Consider the following 17,484-nt stretch of genomic DNA (forward strand, 5'->3'; position numbering starts at 1 on the left):
AGATGAAAAGCAGAATTTAGCTTAAGTTCATGGTATGTAGCATCCGAAATTCTGCCTGAAAAGGTCATATCGAAAAGTAATATTTTGCCCTTAACGATTCAGCAAGTATTTAATGTTGCTTTTTTGTAAACACATTAACTCCCCCTGAAAATCCTGCTATGCTGCCCGTCGCGGTACCGGGCATTTACCCTACAAACTGCTGTCTCACAGGAGCGTGAAGATAATAGCCGGAACCGAAATGACAATGAGAGCGAGGAGAACCGTCGTGCTAGAAGAATACCGTAAGCACGTAGCCGAACGTGCTGCAGATGGGATTGTTCCAAAACCTTTAGAAGCATCCCAAATGGCCGCACTGGTCGAGCTGCTGAAATCCCCGCCAGCGGGTGAAGAAGAATTCCTTTTAGATCTTATTACCAATCGTGTTCCGCCAGGCGTTGATGAAGCTGCCTACGTTAAAGCCGGTTTCCTGGCCGCGATCACTAAAGGTGAGGCTACCTCCCCGTTAATCTCCCCAGAGAAAGCTGTAGAACTGCTTGGCACTATGCAAGGTGGCTACAACATTCACCCTCTGATTGACGCGCTGGATAACGAAAAGCTGGCAGCTATTGCCGCTAAAGCCCTGTCCCACACGCTGCTGATGTTTGATAACTTCTACGATGTGGAAGAAAAAGCAAAAGCGGGCAACACCCACGCACAAAAAGTGCTGAAATCCTGGGCTGATGCTGAGTGGTTCCTCTCTCGCCCTAAACTGGCTGAGAAAATCACCGTTACCGTATTTAAAGTTACCGGTGAAACAAACACCGATGACCTCTCTCCGGCACCAGATGCCTGGTCACGCCCGGATATCCCTCTGCACGCTTTAGCGATGCTGAAAAACGCCCGTGAAGGTATCGAGCCCGATCAACCTGGTAGTGTTGGCCCGATCAAACAGATTGAAGCGTTAAACCAAAAAGGTTTCCCGCTGGCTTACGTGGGCGACGTTGTAGGTACCGGTTCTTCGCGTAAATCTGCGACTAACTCCGTGCTGTGGTTCATGGGTGATGACATCCCGAACGTGCCGAACAAGCGCGGCGGCGGTGTGGTGCTCGGTGGCAAAATCGCGCCAATCTTCTTTAACACTATGGAAGATGCGGGTGCGCTGCCAATCGAAGTTGACGTAAACGACCTGAACATGGGCGATGTTATTGACATCTATCCATACAAAGGCGAAGTGCGTAACCACGAAACCAACGCTGTTATTGCTAATTTTGAGCTGAAAACTGACGTGCTGCTCGACGAAGTCCGTGCTGGCGGTCGTATTCCGTTGATCATTGGCCGCGGTCTGACGACTAAAGCGCGTGAAGCGCTGGATCTGCCACGCAGCGAAGTGTTTGTTCAGGCTAAAGATGTAGTAGCCAGTACTCGCGGCTTCTCTCTGGCGCAGAAAATGGTTGGCCGTGCCTGCGGCGTAGACGGTATTCGCCCAAATCAGTACTGCGAACCAAAAATGACTTCTGTGGGTTCTCAGGACACCACCGGTCCAATGACCCGTGATGAGCTTAAAGACCTCGCATGCCTGGGCTTCTCTGCTGACCTGGTAATGCAGTCCTTCTGCCACACTGCGGCTTATCCAAAGCCGGTGGATGTGAATACTCACCACACACTGCCTGACTTCATCATGAACCGTGGCGGCGTCTCGCTGCGTCCGGGCGACGGTGTTATCCACTCCTGGCTGAACCGTATGCTGCTGCCGGATACCGTCGGTACGGGTGGTGACTCCCATACTCGCTTCCCAATCGGGATTTCCTTCCCGGCGGGTTCTGGCCTGGTGGCGTTTGCTGCGGCTACGGGTGTTATGCCACTGGATATGCCTGAGTCGGTGCTGGTGCGCTTTAAAGGCAAAATGCAGCCGGGTATCACTCTGCGCGACCTGGTTCACGCCATCCCGCTGTATGCGATTAAACAAGGTCTGCTGACTGTTGAGAAAAAAGGTAAGAAAAACATCTTCTCTGGTCGCATCCTGGAAATCGAAGGCCTGCCTACGCTGAAAGTTGAACAAGCGTTTGAGCTGACCGATGCTTCCGCTGAACGTTCAGCTGCTGGTTGTACCATCAAGTTGGATCGCGAACCGATCGAAGAATACCTGAGCTCTAACATTGTGCTGCTGAAGTGGATGATCGCTGAAGGTTACGGCGATCGTCGTACGCTTGAGCGCCGCATCCAGGGCATGGAAAAATGGTTGGCCGATCCTCAGTTGCTCGAAGCCGATGCCGATGCGGAATACGCAGAGATCATCGAAATCGATCTGAACGATATCAAAGAGCCAATTCTGTGTGCGCCAAACGATCCTGACGACGCGCGTCTGCTGTCTGATGTGGCTGGCGAGAAAATCGATGAAGTGTTTATCGGTTCTTGCATGACCAACATCGGCCACTTCCGTGCGGCAGGTAAACTGCTCGATAGCCACAAAGGCCAATTGCCAACTCGCCTGTGGGTTGCACCACCAACGCGTATGGATGCCGCTCAGTTAACTGAAGAAGGCTACTACAGCGTGTTTGGTAAGAGCGGTGCGCGTATCGAAATCCCTGGCTGTTCACTGTGCATGGGTAACCAGGCGCGTGTGGCAGACGGTTCCACCGTGGTTTCAACGTCTACGCGTAACTTCCCTAACCGTTTAGGGACGGGTGCGAACGTATTCCTGGCTTCCGCAGAACTGGCCGCAGTGGCTTCACTGCTGGGCAAACTGCCAACGCCTGACGAATACCAGACCTTTATGGCGCAAGTCGATAAGACGGCGGTGGACACCTACCGTTACCTGAACTTTGACAAACTTTCTCAGTACACCGAGAAAGCAGACGGCGTGATTTTCCAGACTGCCGTCTAAAAGCCTTACCCTTACTCTGCCTTCTCCCTCTCCCTGTGGGAGAGGGTTGGGGTGAGGGCATTAGTCATCACCCTTTCCCATATTCATTTATTTCTCATCCTTATCCTCACCACGCTGTTTTTCGCCGACTTTGCTGCGATAATTACCTTATACGCTAAGGGGTACTGCATTTCCCCATGCAAGGCAGAGGAAAACACCATGGAATATGAATTTTTGCGTGATGTCACCGGGTTGGTGAAAGTGCGTATGTCGATGGGCCACGAAGTAGTCGGCCATTGGTTTAATGAAGAAGTAAAAGATAATCTCGGGCTGCTCGATGAAGTCGAAGAGGCGATAAATTCAGTTAAAGGTAGTGAGCGCCAGTGGCAACGTGTCGGGCATGAATACACGTTATGGCTCGACGGCGAAGAAGTGATGATCCGCGCTAATCAGTTGGAAATTTCAGGTGATGAAATAGAAGAGGGGATGAACTACTACGATGAAGAAAGTTTATCCTTTTGCGGCGTGGAAGATTTCATGCAGGTTGTGGCGGCCTATCGCGAGTTTTTGGGCCAGCGCTAAAAAAGCAGGCCCTTGCGGGCCTGAATGCTGAACAAGTGTTACCTGGTTTTTTTAATCACATCAACGACGCGGATGCTGTAAGTCATGGTGGCACCCGGTGGTATTTTCGGCGGTAATCCTTTACTGCCATAGGCAAGATCCGGTGGGACGACAACGGTAATAGTGCCGTGGTTGCCCAGACGCTTAAGCGGACCGCTGAAAATCGGCGGGTAAGCACTCAGTGGCTGGGACCAGACTTTGCCTGCCGCTTCCATATCGGTGATGACCGTACCGTCTGTTAGGGTCTCTTTCATCACGATAACCACGGTATCTTCTGGCCCAATCGCGTCCTGGCCTGCGTAATCAATCTTGCTGTAGACGCCTTCTTTGAACTCAACGCCTTTTTGCCTGGCAAATTTCTGCTGGTACAGTTTCCCTTCTTTAATCGACTGGCTCTCTGTTTTAGACAGGTTTTCGTACAAAGCCTGAGATGCCGCGGCAAGTGATTTATTTCGCGTGCTTTCATCAAGTGCCAGCGTGCCTTTAAACACGTCGCTTATGCCCAACAGGGCGGCATCCCGATCGACCTTCACACCCTGCGATTCACGGGTATTCAGCTCCTGTAGAACGTCATTACCCAGCGAGACACCGATAGAGTAGGCCTGCTGTTGAGGCACCAGCTTCAAATCCACCACGGCGGATTTTTTAGCGGCTTCATCTTTGTACTGCGTAAAATCGCTGGTGAGTTTGGCAAGCTCGGCTTCTTTCGCTTTCACCGCCAGGCTTTCTTGATTCAACTGCTCTTGTAGGGCGCTAATTTGCGTTGAACGCTGTTGTTCATTGGCGTCGAGCTTTTGAGTCAGGCTTTCAAGCTGAGTGCCTTTTTCTTTGAGCTGCGCCTCGAGGAATGCCGACTGCTTCTGCACATCGGCAAGCCCGGTGTTTTGCTGCTTCTGCGCATCAAGCTGCGTTTGTAATGCTTTAATCCGTGTCGTCAGCTCCACTTCTTTTTGCGAGAAGGTTTCCTCTTGTGCATTTTTATCCGCAAGCTGCATCTGAAGTTGACGAATGGTGGCATCTTTTTGCGTTAGCCAACCTTGTTGCTGGGTATATTTGCTATCAAGCGAACTTTTCTTGTCACTTGCCTGGACCCGTTTCTGGTTTTTCGGAGCCGCCTGAACGGACCCGGAAGAAGGTTTACCCTGTTCTTGCTGCGCATAATTCAGAATTGCCGGGACAGAATTATCGAAATTAGAACTCGCCGTAATAACAGCTAACGGATCTTCTTCCGCATTGGCGGGGTGACTTAACCCGTACAGGAAAGTTATTGCCAACGGAACGAGTAATATTAAAGAATGACGTTTCATCGGATAGCGCTCTCACCGCGTTGCACCAGACTGTCCATTAATTCCTTATCAATATCAGCACACAATTTCACACTCTTAAAGTGATACATAGAATCAATGGCCTGGCGTGTGGTATCACCTACTTGCCCGCGCACTGCATTATATTGTGAGGCAGCGCTTACAAGGGAATTAAAGTCATTACTTAATTTACGCGCGCGGGTTGGATTCACTTTCTGTAATGAATCAAGTGCCATACGACAAAAGGTAATTTGTTCTTGTTGAGGTGTTTTCACCGTAGGCTGAGAGATGCTTTCAATGTTCGGCACGGGTTGAATAGTCTGTATTGCTTGTGTTTTTGCAATGGGCTTTGCTTGCTGTGAGGAAGAAGCACTACAGCCGCTGACCAACATGAGAACCATAGTTGCAATCGCCGGGCAAAAAACGTTGATGGCGTTTTTAATTGTCATGGTCACGTATATCCATCCTTTGGTATTATTTTAAAAACTATGCTGATTTCCATAGCAGTTAATAAGCTCTGGCGATGAGCTAAAGTGAAATGGTTTCTCTTTATATGAATAAATAGCCTGGTGTAAGGTGATAAATGTCTTCACCTAATTAATACTTAAAAAGTACACTGTAATATTGCTCTTATTAAAATTGGCTCAATTAACCACTTGCCTGAACAAGAATAAACCATTTTTATTTTTACGCAATTGGCTTAATGTTTTTTAGGAAATTGTTATATATCACCATACACATTTGACAAAAATAGCCGCTCCAGGGCGGCTATAATTTCCAGAAGTGTTTTAAAAAGACGAGTTACTTCACGTAGGCGAGTAAGCTTAACGAGTCACGGGCAAGAGATTTGCATTTGTTCGCGGTAGGGATAGCGATACCACTTAAATCACGATAACTATCTTCACCGAGCGCCTTCATATTAAAGGTGTCGTAATTGCTCAAATCCCACTGGTTTTGCTGGGCAAAAAAGACCAGTGCACGGCGAATTTGTCCGTTCGGCAGATTTTGGTAGCCACAATCGTTTTTCAGGAACACAAACACAGCAGTAAGATCGGCCATATCTTCTGCTTCAGACTCGCTAAGTGCCTGACTGCTGGTGGAAAAAGCCATCAACAAGCCCAGGATTAATGCCCTAACTCCCATCTTCATCACATCTACCACTTTTTATCAGATACGAAACGTTAACACAGTTAAATATGGTGCGACGAGATTTATTATCTGCCCTGCAACCCGTATAAAACTTGACCTTCCCCTAAGGGCAGAGTTTATGCTCACGATCACGCCTGCTAATGAAAGGAACTGAATATGCAACGCCGTGATTTTCTAAAATATTCTGCTGCTATTGGCGCATTTAGCGCGCTGCCGCTCTGGAGTAAAGCGGCACTGGCTGCCGACAGACCCACATTACCGATCCCCGAAATTCTCGCCCCTGATGCAAAGAATAGCATTCGTTTAGCCGTGCAAGCGGGCAAAAGCACTTTTAATAGCAAGACGGCCACCACGTGGGGCTATAACGGCAATTTACTGGGACCGGCTTTGCAACTGACGCAGGGCGAAGAAGTCACGGTTGAGATTAATAACCATCTTGCAGAAGAAACCACGGTTCACTGGCATGGATTAGAAGTGCCTGGTGATGTCGACGGCGGGCCACAAGGTGTGATTGCCGCTGGAGGCCAGCGCACAGTTAAATTTACCCCGCAGCAACGCGCGGCAACCTGTTGGTTCCACCCGCACCAGCATGGCAAAACAGGCCATCAGGTGGCTATGGGGCTGGCAGGCTTGGTGTTAATCGACGATCGTGAAAGCCGTGCGCTGCGTTTGCCAAAACACTGGGGTATTGACGATGTGCCGCTGATTATCCAGGACAAACGTTTTGCTGCTGACGGCCAAATTGACTATCAATTAGATGTGATGAGCGCCGCTGTCGGCTGGTTTGGCGACACGTTGCTGTGCAATGGCGCGGTATATCCGCAACATGCCAACCCGCGCGGCTGGCTACGTTTACGTCTGCTCAATGGTTGTAATGCCCGCTCTCTGAACATTGCCGCCAGCGACAATCGCCCACTGTATGTGATTGGCAGCGACGGCGGCTTACTGGCGGAGCCGGTAAAAGTGACCGAACTGCCTATGTTGATGGGCGAGCGTTTCGAAGTGCTGGTGGATACTCGCGACGGCAAAGCGTTTGATATCGTCACGCTACCCGTGAAGCAAATGGGTATGACGGTCGCACCTTTCGATAAACCGCAGCCTGTGGTGCGTATTCAGCCGCTGATTATTGCCGCATCCGGTGATATGCCTGACAAACTGGTTAACGTTCCTGCGATTCCTGCTATGGACGGTGTTACCGAGCGTTGGTTACAGCTGATGATGGACCCGATGCTGGACATGATGGGGATGCAAGCGCTGATGGACAAATATGGCCAGCAGGCGATGGCGGGAATGAGCATGGCCGGGCATGGCAGCATGATGGGCAATATGGACCATGGCAAAATGAATCATGGCGGGATGAATCACGGCCAGCAGGGCTTTGACTTCCATAACGCCAATAAGATTAACGGCAAGGCATTTGATATGAATACGCCTGCGTTTGCCGTCGAGAAAGGCAAGTACGAGAAATGGACCATTTCCGGTGAAGGCGACATTATGCTGCACCCGTTCCATATTCACGGCACGCAGTTCCGCATTCTGAGCGAAAACGGCCAACCGGTAGCGGCCCATCGTCAGGGCTGGAAAGATACGGTTCGAGTAGAAGGTGGGCGCAGCGAAGTGTTAGTGAAGTTCGATCATGCGGCTTCTAAAGACCAGGCGTATATGGCGCACTGCCATCTGCTGGAACATGAAGACACCGGCATGATGCTTGGCTTTACGGTGGCGTAGCGATTACGCCCTCACCCTAACCCTCTCCCCCAGGAGAGGGAATTGGTTTCTCCTTCTCCTGGGGGAGAAGGCCGGGATGAGGGCGTAACCCACTAAATTACTTCGCGTCCGGCAAAGCGTAAGCGACGATATAATCGCCCATCTTCGTTCCGAAGGAGCCGTGGCCACCAGCAGAAATCACGACGTACTGTTTACCATTCGCCTCATAGGTCATTGGCGTTGCCTGACCACCCGCTGGCAGGCGTGCTTCCCACAGTTTCTCGCCGTTGCTCATGTTATAAGCACGCAGGAAGTTATCTGCCGTCGCACCAATAAACAGAACATTTCCCGCAGTCGAAATTGGGCCGCCAAGCATTGGCATCCCCATTTTAAACGGCAACGGAAGCGGTGAACTGTCGCGCACAGTACCGATACGTTTTTTCCATACCACTTCGTTGGTTTTCAAATCTACCGCAGAGATGTAGCCCCATGCAGGCTGCTTACACGGCAAACCAAACGGAGAGAGGAACGGATTCAGCGTCACGCCATACGGCACGCCGTACTGTGGCTGGATGCCTGTTTCAGTGCCTGAACCTTTAGCGTCTTTCGGCGGTTCCATTGGGTTGCCTGGGCCGCGTGGCATCAGTTTAGAAACAAACGGCAGCGCCATTGGGTTAGCAATCGCGACCTGACGGTTCGGGTCAACGGAAATGCCGCCCCACTCGAACATCCCCAGGTTGCCCGGGAACACCAGCGTGCCTTGCTCGGAAGGTGGAGTGAAAATGCCTTCATAACGCAGGTTGTGGAAGATGATGCGACAGACCATCTGGTCATACAGCGTCGCGCCCCACATATCCGCACCGCTCAGGTCTTTCTTCGGACGGAAACTCAAATCCGAGAATGGCTGAGTTGGCGTCACGTAGTCGCCTTTTGCTGCACCTTGTGGAACCGGTTTTTCCGGAGCCGGAACCACCATTTTGCCGTCACGACGGTCGAGCACAAAGATATTGCCGGTTTTCGCAGGCGCGTAGATAACCGGAACGGTTTCGCCTTTAACCGTAATATCGGCAAGCGTCGGCTGCGATGGCATATCCATATCCCACAGGTCGTGATGAACGGTTTGATATGACCAGGCCAGTTTCCCGGTGGTGGCGTTCAGTGCCACGATGCTGCTGGCATAACGCTCCTGTTCCGGTGTGCGGTTACCACCCCAAATATCTGGCGTGGTGACACCCATCGGCAGATACACCAAATCTAACTTCGCATCATAGGCAGCAGGTGCCCACGAGTTTGGAGAGTTAATGGTGTAATGGTGCTCATCACCCGGAATGGTGTTCGGGTCTTTAGCTCCCGGATCGAATGCCCACAGCAATTTACCGCTGTTCACATCAAAACCACGGATCACACCAGACGGTTCACGAGTGGAGTAGTTATCGGTTACCGCACCGGCAATCACGATAACTTTATCGGTGATAATCGGAGGTGAGGTCGGTTCATACATACCCGGCGTGGTGACCGGCATGTTGGTTTGCAGATTCAGGATGCCTTTGTTGGCAAAACTTTCGCAAAGCTTGCCGTTATCGGCATTAATGGCAAACAGGCGGCCATCATTCACAGGAAGAATGATACGGCGTGGGCAATCTGAAACCACATCCGGAGTCGCGTTATCCGCGGTTGCTTCGTGGTAAGAAACACCACGGCAAGTCACGTGCTGGAACGAAGGGTTAGTATCCAGACGCGGATCAAATTTCCACTTTTGTTTACCGGTGGTCGCATCCAGCGCAAACAACTGCTGGTGCGCGGTACACAGGTAAAGCGTGTCGCGGATTTTAATCGGTGTGACTTCGTTGGTGATTTCACCCGGATCGGTAGGGCGCTTCACATCACCGGTCTGGAAACGCCAGGCTTCTTTAAGCTGACCGACGTTTTTATCGTTGATCTGTTTTAACGGAGAGTAGCGTTGCCCTTCCTGATTACGACCATATGCAGGCCAGTCGGCATCAGGAATGGTCGATGATGCAGAAACAGGTGTTGTCGCATCGGCACTCAGCGTGCCATTAATTTCCTGAGGATCGTTAAATACCGCCCAGACTAGCGCCACAACGGTAATCGCCAGCACCGCACCAAGGGCCGGAGCCGCACCGGCAGCGGGCAGAATCAGGTGACGATAGACAAACGGCAGCAGTAACCATACGCCGAAGAAGAACAGAACGTCTAAACGTGGTGTTAATGCCCAGAAATCAAAACCGACTTCCCAGACAGACCATGCCACGGTGCAAAGCAGTAATGCGGCGTAGAGCCACAGAGCCAGAGCTTTGCGTTGCCAAAGTAACCATGCGGTGATTAACATCACCACCCCTGCAATTGGGTAGTACCAGGACCCACCAATTGCCACTAACCATATCCCGCCAATGAATAAATACAGCCCGGTAAGCACCGCAAACAGGACTGTTAAGGTTGCGATTACCCGCGAACCAGAGTTATTTGTTTTCACAATTATCACGCTCTTAAAAGTTTGATAGCAATTCATTATAGTTATTAACAAGTGTGATATTCATCACATAAATGGCTTTTTTACCAATTGGGCACGGGAATGGGTTTTGCTGTTATACTGCTGGCCTGAATATTTTGTGTTGGCTGTAAATTAACCAACATCGAATGATTTATTTTTAAATCATATGGTTATAACTATGAAACATACTGTTGAAGTGATGATCCCCGAAGCGGAGATCAAAGCCCGTATCGCTGAATTGGGTCGTGAGATCACTGAACATTATCGTGATAGCGGTAGTGATATGGTGCTGGTTGGCCTGCTGCGTGGCTCATTTATGTTTATGGCTGACCTTTGCCGTGAAGTACAAGTGCCCCACGAAGTCGATTTTATGACCGCATCCAGTTATGGCAGCGGCATGTCCACCACCCGCGATGTGAAAATCCTGAAAGACCTCGATGAGGATATTCGCGGCAAAGACGTGCTGATCGTCGAAGATATTATCGACTCCGGCAATACGCTGAGCAAAGTGCGTGAGATTCTTAGCCTGCGTGAACCAAAGTCACTGGCTATCTGTACGCTGCTGGATAAACCCGAGCGCCGCGAAGTGGACGTGAACGTTGAGTGGGTAGGTTTCGCCATTCCTGACGAGTTCGTGGTGGGTTATGGTATCGATTACGCGCAGCGTTATCGCCATCTGCCATACGTCGGTAAAGTGGTTCTGCTGGACGAATAAGTCCGTAGCATCCATTAAAAAAGGGCCTTGAAGGCCCTTTTTGCTATCTGTCTTACTGGGAAGGTGTTCTATTCTTGTGGCTGCGGTGTGAGTTTTGCAGATTCGAAATCCCGCTGCGGTAACCTTGCTCCAGTGATTCGCGGCTGGTGGCGGTCACTTCCAGGTCACGCAAGCGACCATCGTGAATACCATAAGCCCAACCGTGAACAGTCACTTTCTGCCCACGTTTCCATGCGGATTGCATAATGGTTGAATGGCCGAGGTTATAAACCTGCTCCATCACATTCAGTTCGCAAAGTGTATCCAGACGCTGTTCTGGTGAGAGTTCTCCCAGCAGCGAGCTATGCTTGAACCAGATATCGCGGATGTGCAGCAACCAGTTGTTGATAAGCCCTAAGTCCGGGTTCTCAACCGCCGCCTGCACACCACCACATCCGTAGTGACCGCAAATAATAATGTGTTCAACTTCAAGAACATCAACCGCATACTGCACAACGGAAAGGCAATTCAAGTCCGTATGAATAACCAGGTTTGCCACATTACGGTGAACAAACAACTCGCCAGGCTCAAGACCGGTCAGGCGTTCAGCCGGTACACGACTATCAGAACAGCCAATCCACAAGAAGCGAGGCTTTTGGGCTTGAGACAAACGTTCGAAAAAGCCCGGGTCTTCATCCTCCATCAGTTTTGACCAGACCTGGTTATTGCTGATGAGGGTATCTATGTCTTTCATGGAAGTTAACAACCTGTAACGGAAGAAGTGCGTTGAGGTAATATAGGGCAACTGATAGTGCAACTGAAATAATTTTTAAACAGCTTAACTTTTTTGTACCGAACAAGGTAACCGCAAATAATGACCATTGCATTAGAACTGGAACAGTTAACGAAAACCTATCCCGGCGGTGTTCAGGCACTGCGTGGCATAGATCTTCGTGTTGAAGCAGGGGACTTTTACGCTCTGCTGGGGCCGAATGGCGCAGGAAAATCCACCACCATCGGTATTATCAGCTCGCTGGTAAATAAAACCTCGGGTCGTGTACGTGTGTTTGGTTATGACCTGCAAAAAGACATTGTTAACGCTAAGCGTCAGCTTGGGTTGGTGCCGCAGGAATTTAACTTCAACCCGTTTGAAACCGTGCAGCAAATTGTGGTTCACCAGGCAGGTTACTACGGTGTTGAACGTAACGAAGCGATAGCTCGTAGCGAAAAGTACCTGAAACAGCTCGATCTGTGGGAGAAACGCAACGAACGTGCGCGGATGTTGTCTGGTGGCATGAAACGCCGATTGATGATTGCCCGTGCCTTAATGCATGAGCCGAAATTGCTGATCCTTGATGAGCCAACCGCGGGTGTGGATATCGAGCTGCGCCGCTCAATGTGGGGCTTCCTGAAGGATCTCAACGACAAAGGCACCACCATTATTTTGACCACTCACTACCTTGAAGAAGCCGAAATGCTGTGCCGTAACATTGGCATTATTCAAAACGGTGAGTTAGTCGAAAACACCTCGATGAAATCACTGCTTTCAAAACTGAAGTCAGAAACGTTTATCCTCGATCTTGCGCCGAAAAGCCCGTTGCCGCAGCTTGATGGCTACCAATATCGCCTGGTGGACACCTCAACGCTGGAAGTGGAAGTGCTGCGTGAGCAGGGAATCAACAGCGTCTTTAGCCAGTTAAGTTCTCAAGGGGTTCAGGTATTAAGTATGCGTAACAAAGCTAATCGTCTTGAAGAGCTGTTTGTCACGCTGGTCAACGGTCATAAAGGAGACCAGGCATGATGCATCTCTATTGGGTGGCGTTAAAAAGTATCTGGACCAAAGAAGTCCACCGTTTCACACGTATCTGGATACAAACGCTGGTACCGCCGGTCATTACGATGACCCTCTATTTTATTATCTTCGGTAATTTGATTGGTTCGCAGATAGGTTCAATGCATGGTTTTACCTACATGCAATTTATCGTGCCGGGCCTGATCATGATGGCGGTGATTACTAACGCCTACGCGAACGTGGCATCTTCATTCTTTAGCGCGAAGTTCCAACGCAACATTGAAGAGTTGTTGGTCGCGCCTGTGCCGACGCACATTATTATCGCCGGCTATGTGGGTGGTGGTGTAGCGCGTGGCCTGTGCGTTGGGGTTCTGGTGACGGCAGTATCACTGTTCTTCGTACCGTTCCAGGTTCATTCCTGGCTGTTTGTCGGTTTAACTCTGTTGCTTACGGCGATTCTGTTCTCGCTGGCAGGTTTGCTCAACGCTGTGTTTGCCAAGACCTTCGACGACATCAGCCTGATCCCCACGTTTGTGCTGACACCGCTGACCTATTTAGGGGGCGTGTTCTACTCTCTGACGTTGCTGCCGCCATTCTGGCAGGCGCTGTCCCACCTGAACCCGGTGGTGTACATGATAAGCGGCTTCCGTTACGGCTTCCTCGGTATCAATGATGTGCCACTGTTGTTCACCGTTGCTGTGCTGGTCGGCTTTATCGCCGCCTTCTATATTTTGTGCTGGTATCTGATTCAACGTGGCCGCGGTCTGCGCAGCTAATTCCACTAACCTCCCCGAAAGGGGAGGTTATTAAGAGTTTTCAACCCTCGTTTTGATTAGCATCACATGGCGTATTTTTCCCTCTGGCACACTTGCGCTCTGCGAAAAGGAGAACGCCATGTTAGGTTGGGTTATTGCCGGTCATGACTACTACGCTCAGGATATGCTGGATGCGATTGAGCGACGTTTTGGGCCACAACAACAATGTTTTGCCGTGAATTACTGGAAGGGGCTGAGCACCAATATGCTGAGCCGTATGATGTGCGATGCGCTCTATAACTGTGATTCTGGTGACGGCGTCATTTTTCTGACGGATAAAACCGGAGCCGCCCCTTATCGCACAGCTGCACTTATGAGCCACCAACACCCCCATTGTGAAGTGATCTCAGGCGTCACGCTGCCCATGTTGTTTGCGATGCGCACGCACCGTGAAACGCTAACCAGCGAAGCATTCCGCGACCGTATTGTTGAGCAGGGCGGGGAAACCATCACCAGCCTCTGGCATCAACAACAAAAAAATCCGCCGTTTGTATTACTCCACCGTTATTGATCTGAAAGGTTGGTATTGACTCAGCTTTTGTTAGAATGATGACTTCTTAACCGCCGTTGTGACAATAAGTGCTTATGTTTATTCGCCTTATCTTCTCTGTGCTGCTGCTTTTTGTGGGTAGCAGTGCAAATGCCAGTCTGCTCAGCAGCAATCACACTCCCGCGCAATATATGCAAACGACCGAAGATGCGGATATTTGGGCACAGGTCGGCGATAAGGTCGTTTCAGTTGGCACTATTCAGGAAGGCCAAATTCTGGCAGTCGCTCCGATGGCTGCGGATTATTACGAATTCAATTTTGGTTTTGGTACGGGTTTTATTGATAAAACACACCTTGAACCGGTGGCGGGAAAACAACGTGTTGAAGACCGTCTTGGCGATTTGAATAAGCCGTTGAGCAACCAGAATCTGGTCACTTTCCGCGATGTCACGGTTTATAACGCACCGAGTAGCGGCAGCGCGCCCTTTGGCACACTGTCCGACAATCTGCGTTACCCGATTATTGCCAGCCTGAAAGACCACTTAAACCAGACCTGGTACCAAATCCGCATTGGTAATCGCCTGGGGTACGTCAGCAGCCTTGATGCGCAGCCCGATAACGGTATTCCGGTACTGACTTATCACCACATTCTGCGTGATGAAGAAAACACCCGTTTCCGCCATACCTCCACGACCACATCCGTGGTGGCGTTCAGCAACCAAATGACCTGGCTGCGTGATACGGGCTATACCACGTTGACGATGTATCAGCTTGAAGGTTATGTGCGTAACCGCATGAATTTGCCAGCGCGTGCCGTGGTGATTACCTTTGATGATGGGCTGAAGTCGGTTTATCGCTATGCCTACCCGATTCTGAAAGAGTACGGTTTCAAAGCGACGTCGTTTATTATTTCTTCGCGTATCAAAGCGCACCCGCAAACCTGGAACCCGAAAACGCTGCAATTTATGAGTATTTCGGAATTACAGGCCAGCCAGGATGTGTTTGATATCCAGTCGCACACCCATTTCTTGCATCGCGTTGACGCGAATCGCCAGCCGACACTTTTACGCCGTACCTATCGCAATATTCTGCTTGATTTTGAGCATTCAAGACGCGCGCTGGCCCAGTTTAATCCGCATGTTTTATACCTGTCGTATCCGTTTGGCGGCTACAACGATAAAGCGGTACAGGCCGCGAATGATGCGGGGTTCCATATGGCGGTGACAACGGTGCGCGGGAAGGTGAAACCGGGGGATAATCCGTTTTTGCTAAAGCGGCTTTATATACTGCGGACGGATTCTTTAGAAACGATGTCGCGGATGATTAGTAACCAGACCAAATAAAGTTAATGCCCTCACCCTGCGGTTTTTTCCTTCTCCTGGGGGAGAAGGCCGGGATGAGGGCATTCTAAAGCCGATTAAGCCACTTGAACCGGTACGGCTTTCGCGAGGCGTTTCATCTCGTTGTCACCATCGAAATAGGCGACTTTCGGCTGCCAGCTACGGGCTTGCTCATCGGGCATTGTGACGTAAGTGGCAATGATCATGATGTCGCCAACATCCGCGCAATGCGCTGCAGCACCATTCACCGAAATAATTTTTGAACCGCGCTCACCCGCGATAGCGTAGGTGGAAAAACGCTTACCGTTGGTGACGTTATAGATATCAATGGCTTCATATTCCAGAATGCCAGCCGCCTCAAGGAAGTCCTGATCGATGGCGCAGGAGCCTTCATAATGCAAATCCGCCTGCGTCACTTTGACACGGTGAAGTTTGCCTTGCAGCATGGTGCGTATCATAAAATTAAACCTTTATTACGGGGTCCGAATAGAATCGATTTCATCAATTCTATGAATATAGTCGGGCAGTATTGCCCGATTTATGAGTACTGTCTACTGCGCCAGATCAACCTGAACATTATCAATCAAACGCGCCTGGCCAAGCCATGCGGCCATCAGCACGACGGCACGTTTACTCTCAACATCCAGCTCCAGCAAGGTATCCGCATCGCGAATTTGCAGGTCGTCTGAACGGAAGCCTTTTTCATTGAGCTCAGTTGCCGCAATTGCCAGCATCTCTTCAGTATCACGTTCGCCAGCACGCAGTTTGTCTGCCAGTGATTGCATCACTTTGTGCAAACCCGGTGCGATTTTGCGCTGCTCAGCTGTCAGGTAGCCATTGCGTGAGCTCAGCGCCAGGCCATCTTTCGCGCGAACCGTTGGCACGCCAATGATTTCGATGTCGTAACCCATGTCTGCCACCATCTTGCGAATGACGGCGACTTGCTGAAAGTCTTTCTCACCAAAACAGGCGATGTCAGGCTGAACCATATTGAACAGTTTGCTGACGATAGTAGAAACACCACGGAAGTGCCCTGGGCGGCTTGCGCCTTCGAGCATCGTGGAAAGCCCGGGGACTTCGACAAATGTTTGTGAGTCCAGACCCTGCGGGTAAATATCGGCAGGTGCTGGCGCGAACACTAAATCCACTTTGCGGCGGTTTAGTTTTTCGCAGTCTTCCTGCAAGGTGCGCGGGTAGCGGGTTAAATCGTCCGGGCGGTCAAACTGCATCGGGTTAACAAAAATGGTCGTCACGACCACGTCGGCGCGGCTTTTCGCATCATCGACCAACTTCATATGCCCGTCGTGCAAGTTGCCCATCGTCGGCACCAGTGCGATGCGTTTACCTTCCTGGCGCCAGCGGCGGATTTGCTGACGTAACAGCGGTATTGTTTCGATAATCAACACAACCCTTCTCCTGTCAGTGGAAACTGTGTTCTTCACCTGGATAGGTGCCGGCTTCAACTTCATTAATGTACTGGCGCACCGCAGCACGCATGTCACCGGTTCCGGTGAGGAAGTTTTTAGCGAATTTTGGAATATGGCCGCCGGTAATACCGAAGGCATCGTGCATCACCAGAATCTGCCCGTCAGTCACATTACCCGCTCCAATACCGATGACTGGAATGCTCAGCGCGTCGGTAATGCGTTTTGCCAACGCGACCGGCACGCACTCCAGCACTAACAGCTGTGCACCTGCGGCTTCGAGTGCTATCGCATCGTCGAGCAGCGTTTGCGCGGCGGCTTCATCTCGACCCTGGACTTTATAACCACCAAAAATGTTCACGGACTGCGGCGTTAAGCCCAGATGCCCGCATACCGGCACGGCACGTTCGGTCAACATTTTGACGGTTTCGACCAGCCAGCTGCCACCTTCGATTTTGACCATGTTGGCACCAGCACGCATCACTTGTGCCGAATTAGCAAAGGCTTGCTCAGGCGTGGCGTATGCCATAAACGGCAGGTCGGCAAGCAACAGGCAGTTTGGCGCACCACGGCGCACGGCGCGTGTGTGGTAGGCGATATCTTCAACTGTTACCGGCAACGTGGAGTCGTGACCCTGAACGGTCATACCTAATGAGTCGCCAACCAGCATCACACCAATGCCTTCATCGGCAAACAGTTTGGCAAAGCTGAAATCGTAGGCGGTGATTGTCGCGAATTTGCGTTGAGCCTGTTTCCATTGGCGCAACTGAGACATGGTGGTTGGTTTCATGGCA

At 50.6% G+C, this 17,484-nt stretch carries 16 protein-coding genes; 8 read left to right on the forward strand and 8 right to left on the reverse strand.

Translation table 11 applies throughout. The annotated features are described in order from the left end of the window. The first annotated feature begins 265 nt into the window (after positions 1 to 265). Together acnB and yacL are read left to right on the forward strand one after the other, a co-directional pair. Positions 266 to 2,863 carry a bifunctional aconitate hydratase 2/2-methylisocitrate dehydratase gene (gene acnB, locus M975_RS00860; RefSeq protein WP_157093312.1) on the forward strand — a complete coding sequence of 866 codons (2,598 nt, stop codon included), beginning with the start codon at positions 266 to 268 and terminating at the stop codon, positions 2,861 to 2,863. A 198-nt stretch (positions 2,864 to 3,061) separates the two neighbouring features. Further along, positions 3,062 to 3,424 carry a protein YacL gene (yacL, locus tag M975_RS00865; protein WP_064556749.1) on the forward strand — a complete coding sequence of 121 codons (363 nt, stop codon included), beginning with the start codon at positions 3,062 to 3,064 and terminating at the stop codon, positions 3,422 to 3,424. 38 nt (positions 3,425 to 3,462) lie between these two features. On the opposite strand, the gene M975_RS00870 is transcribed toward yacL, so the two are convergent. The 3 genes from M975_RS00870 to M975_RS00880 form a co-directional block, all read right to left on the reverse strand. Beyond that, a complete protein-coding gene (locus tag M975_RS00870) occupies positions 3,463 to 4,770 on the reverse strand; it encodes an FKBP-type peptidyl-prolyl cis-trans isomerase N-terminal domain-containing protein (RefSeq protein WP_064556751.1) in 1,308 nt (435 codons plus the stop codon). Continuing rightward, positions 4,767 to 5,216, reverse strand: coding sequence for a hypothetical protein (locus M975_RS00875; protein WP_245164249.1), 450 nt, complete (start codon positions 5,214 to 5,216; stop codon positions 4,767 to 4,769). Before M975_RS00875 ends, M975_RS00870 begins: the two co-directional genes overlap by 4 nt. Before the next feature lie 352 nt (positions 5,217 to 5,568). After that, positions 5,569 to 5,916 (reverse strand): YacC family pilotin-like protein, encoded by a 348-nt coding sequence (locus M975_RS00880; protein ID WP_034493417.1) that lies wholly within the window; start codon positions 5,914 to 5,916, stop codon positions 5,569 to 5,571. Positions 5,917 to 6,072: 156 nt separating this feature from the next. On the opposite strand from M975_RS00880, the gene cueO reads away from it, so the two are divergent. Further along, positions 6,073 to 7,644 (forward strand): multicopper oxidase CueO, encoded by a 1,572-nt coding sequence (gene cueO / locus M975_RS00885; RefSeq protein ID WP_064556753.1) that lies wholly within the window; start codon positions 6,073 to 6,075, stop codon positions 7,642 to 7,644. Positions 7,645 to 7,741: 97 nt separating this feature from the next. Here the strand turns inward: cueO and M975_RS00890 are convergent, their stop codons facing one another. Next, positions 7,742 to 10,153 carry a glucose/quinate/shikimate family membrane-bound PQQ-dependent dehydrogenase gene (locus M975_RS00890; RefSeq protein WP_425338984.1) on the reverse strand — a complete coding sequence of 804 codons (2,412 nt, stop codon included), beginning with the start codon at positions 10,151 to 10,153 and terminating at the stop codon, positions 7,742 to 7,744. Between the two features lie 160 nt (positions 10,154 to 10,313). Here M975_RS00890 and hpt point away from each other — a divergent pair, with 160 nt between their 5' ends. Further along, entirely contained in the window at positions 10,314 to 10,850 is a 537-nt protein-coding gene (gene hpt, locus M975_RS00895; RefSeq protein ID WP_034460899.1) for a hypoxanthine phosphoribosyltransferase, read from the forward strand. 52 nt (positions 10,851 to 10,902) lie between these two features. Here hpt and can read toward each other — a convergent pair whose 3' ends face one another. Further along, positions 10,903 to 11,583, reverse strand: a complete 681-nt coding sequence (can, locus tag M975_RS00900) for a carbonate dehydratase (RefSeq protein ID WP_064556755.1) — start codon at positions 11,581 to 11,583, stop codon at positions 10,903 to 10,905. Between the two features lie 120 nt (positions 11,584 to 11,703). Between can and M975_RS00905 the strand changes: the two genes are divergently transcribed. The 4 genes from M975_RS00905 (at position 11,704) to M975_RS00920 (ending at position 15,269) form a co-directional block, all read left to right on the forward strand. Then, complete coding sequence (locus tag M975_RS00905) at positions 11,704 to 12,630, forward strand: ABC transporter ATP-binding protein (RefSeq protein WP_064556757.1); 927 nt, start codon at positions 11,704 to 11,706, stop codon at positions 12,628 to 12,630. Continuing rightward, positions 12,627 to 13,397 carry an ABC transporter permease gene (locus M975_RS00910; protein WP_064556758.1) on the forward strand — a complete coding sequence of 257 codons (771 nt, stop codon included), beginning with the start codon at positions 12,627 to 12,629 and terminating at the stop codon, positions 13,395 to 13,397. The genes M975_RS00905 and M975_RS00910 overlap by 4 nt, the downstream gene beginning before the upstream one ends. A 118-nt stretch (positions 13,398 to 13,515) precedes the next feature. Then, the gene (locus M975_RS00915) at positions 13,516 to 13,947 is read left to right on the forward strand and encodes a PTS sugar transporter subunit IIA (RefSeq protein ID WP_064556760.1); all 432 of its coding nucleotides are present in this window, start codon (positions 13,516 to 13,518) and stop codon (positions 13,945 to 13,947) included. 74 nt (positions 13,948 to 14,021) lie between these two features. Then, a complete protein-coding gene (locus tag M975_RS00920) occupies positions 14,022 to 15,269 on the forward strand; it encodes a polysaccharide deacetylase family protein (protein ID WP_064556762.1) in 1,248 nt (415 codons plus the stop codon). 74 nt (positions 15,270 to 15,343) lie between these two features. Here M975_RS00920 and panD read toward each other — a convergent pair whose 3' ends face one another. The 3 genes from panD to panB form a co-directional block, all read right to left on the reverse strand. Then, positions 15,344 to 15,724, reverse strand: a complete 381-nt coding sequence (gene panD / locus M975_RS00925) for an aspartate 1-decarboxylase (RefSeq protein WP_064556764.1) — start codon at positions 15,722 to 15,724, stop codon at positions 15,344 to 15,346. 93 nt (positions 15,725 to 15,817) lie between these two features. After that, the gene (gene panC, locus M975_RS00930; protein ID WP_064556765.1) at positions 15,818 to 16,672 is read right to left on the reverse strand and encodes a pantoate--beta-alanine ligase; all 855 of its coding nucleotides are present in this window, start codon (positions 16,670 to 16,672) and stop codon (positions 15,818 to 15,820) included. Between the two features lie 13 nt (positions 16,673 to 16,685). Next, positions 16,686 to 17,480 carry a 3-methyl-2-oxobutanoate hydroxymethyltransferase gene (panB, locus tag M975_RS00935; protein ID WP_064556767.1) on the reverse strand — a complete coding sequence of 265 codons (795 nt, stop codon included), beginning with the start codon at positions 17,478 to 17,480 and terminating at the stop codon, positions 16,686 to 16,688. Between the last annotated feature and the right edge of the window lie 4 nt (positions 17,481 to 17,484).

The sequence above is a fragment of the Buttiauxella brennerae ATCC 51605 genome (assembly GCF_001654925.1).
GTDB lineage: Bacteria > Pseudomonadota > Gammaproteobacteria > Enterobacterales > Enterobacteriaceae > Buttiauxella > Buttiauxella brennerae.

Coding starts and splice junctions, on each gene's coding strand:
- yacL (WP_064556749.1), top strand. CDS start 3,062: ATGGAATATGAATTTTTGCGTGATGTCACCGGGTTGGTGAAAGTGCGT.
- M975_RS00915 (WP_064556760.1), top strand. CDS start 13,516: ATGTTAGGTTGGGTTATTGCCGGTCATGACTACTACGCTCAGGATATG.
- hpt (WP_034460899.1), top strand. CDS start 10,314: ATGAAACATACTGTTGAAGTGATGATCCCCGAAGCGGAGATCAAAGCC.
- M975_RS00920 (WP_064556762.1), top strand. CDS start 14,022: ATGTTTATTCGCCTTATCTTCTCTGTGCTGCTGCTTTTTGTGGGTAGC.
- cueO (WP_064556753.1), top strand. CDS start 6,073: ATGCAACGCCGTGATTTTCTAAAATATTCTGCTGCTATTGGCGCATTT.
- M975_RS00875 (WP_245164249.1), bottom strand. CDS start 5,216: ATGACAATTAAAAACGCCATCAACGTTTTTTGCCCGGCGATTGCAACT.
- panB (WP_064556767.1), bottom strand. CDS start 17,480: ATGAAACCAACCACCATGTCTCAGTTGCGCCAATGGAAACAGGCTCAA.
- M975_RS00905 (WP_064556757.1), top strand. CDS start 11,704: ATGACCATTGCATTAGAACTGGAACAGTTAACGAAAACCTATCCCGGC.
- can (WP_064556755.1), bottom strand. CDS start 11,583: ATGAAAGACATAGATACCCTCATCAGCAATAACCAGGTCTGGTCAAAA.
- M975_RS00890 (WP_425338984.1), bottom strand. CDS start 10,153: ATGAATTGCTATCAAACTTTTAAGAGCGTGATAATTGTGAAAACAAAT.
- panD (WP_064556764.1), bottom strand. CDS start 15,724: ATGATACGCACCATGCTGCAAGGCAAACTTCACCGTGTCAAAGTGACG.
- M975_RS00870 (WP_064556751.1), bottom strand. CDS start 4,770: ATGAAACGTCATTCTTTAATATTACTCGTTCCGTTGGCAATAACTTTC.
- M975_RS00880 (WP_034493417.1), bottom strand. CDS start 5,916: ATGAAGATGGGAGTTAGGGCATTAATCCTGGGCTTGTTGATGGCTTTT.
- M975_RS00910 (WP_064556758.1), top strand. CDS start 12,627: ATGATGCATCTCTATTGGGTGGCGTTAAAAAGTATCTGGACCAAAGAA.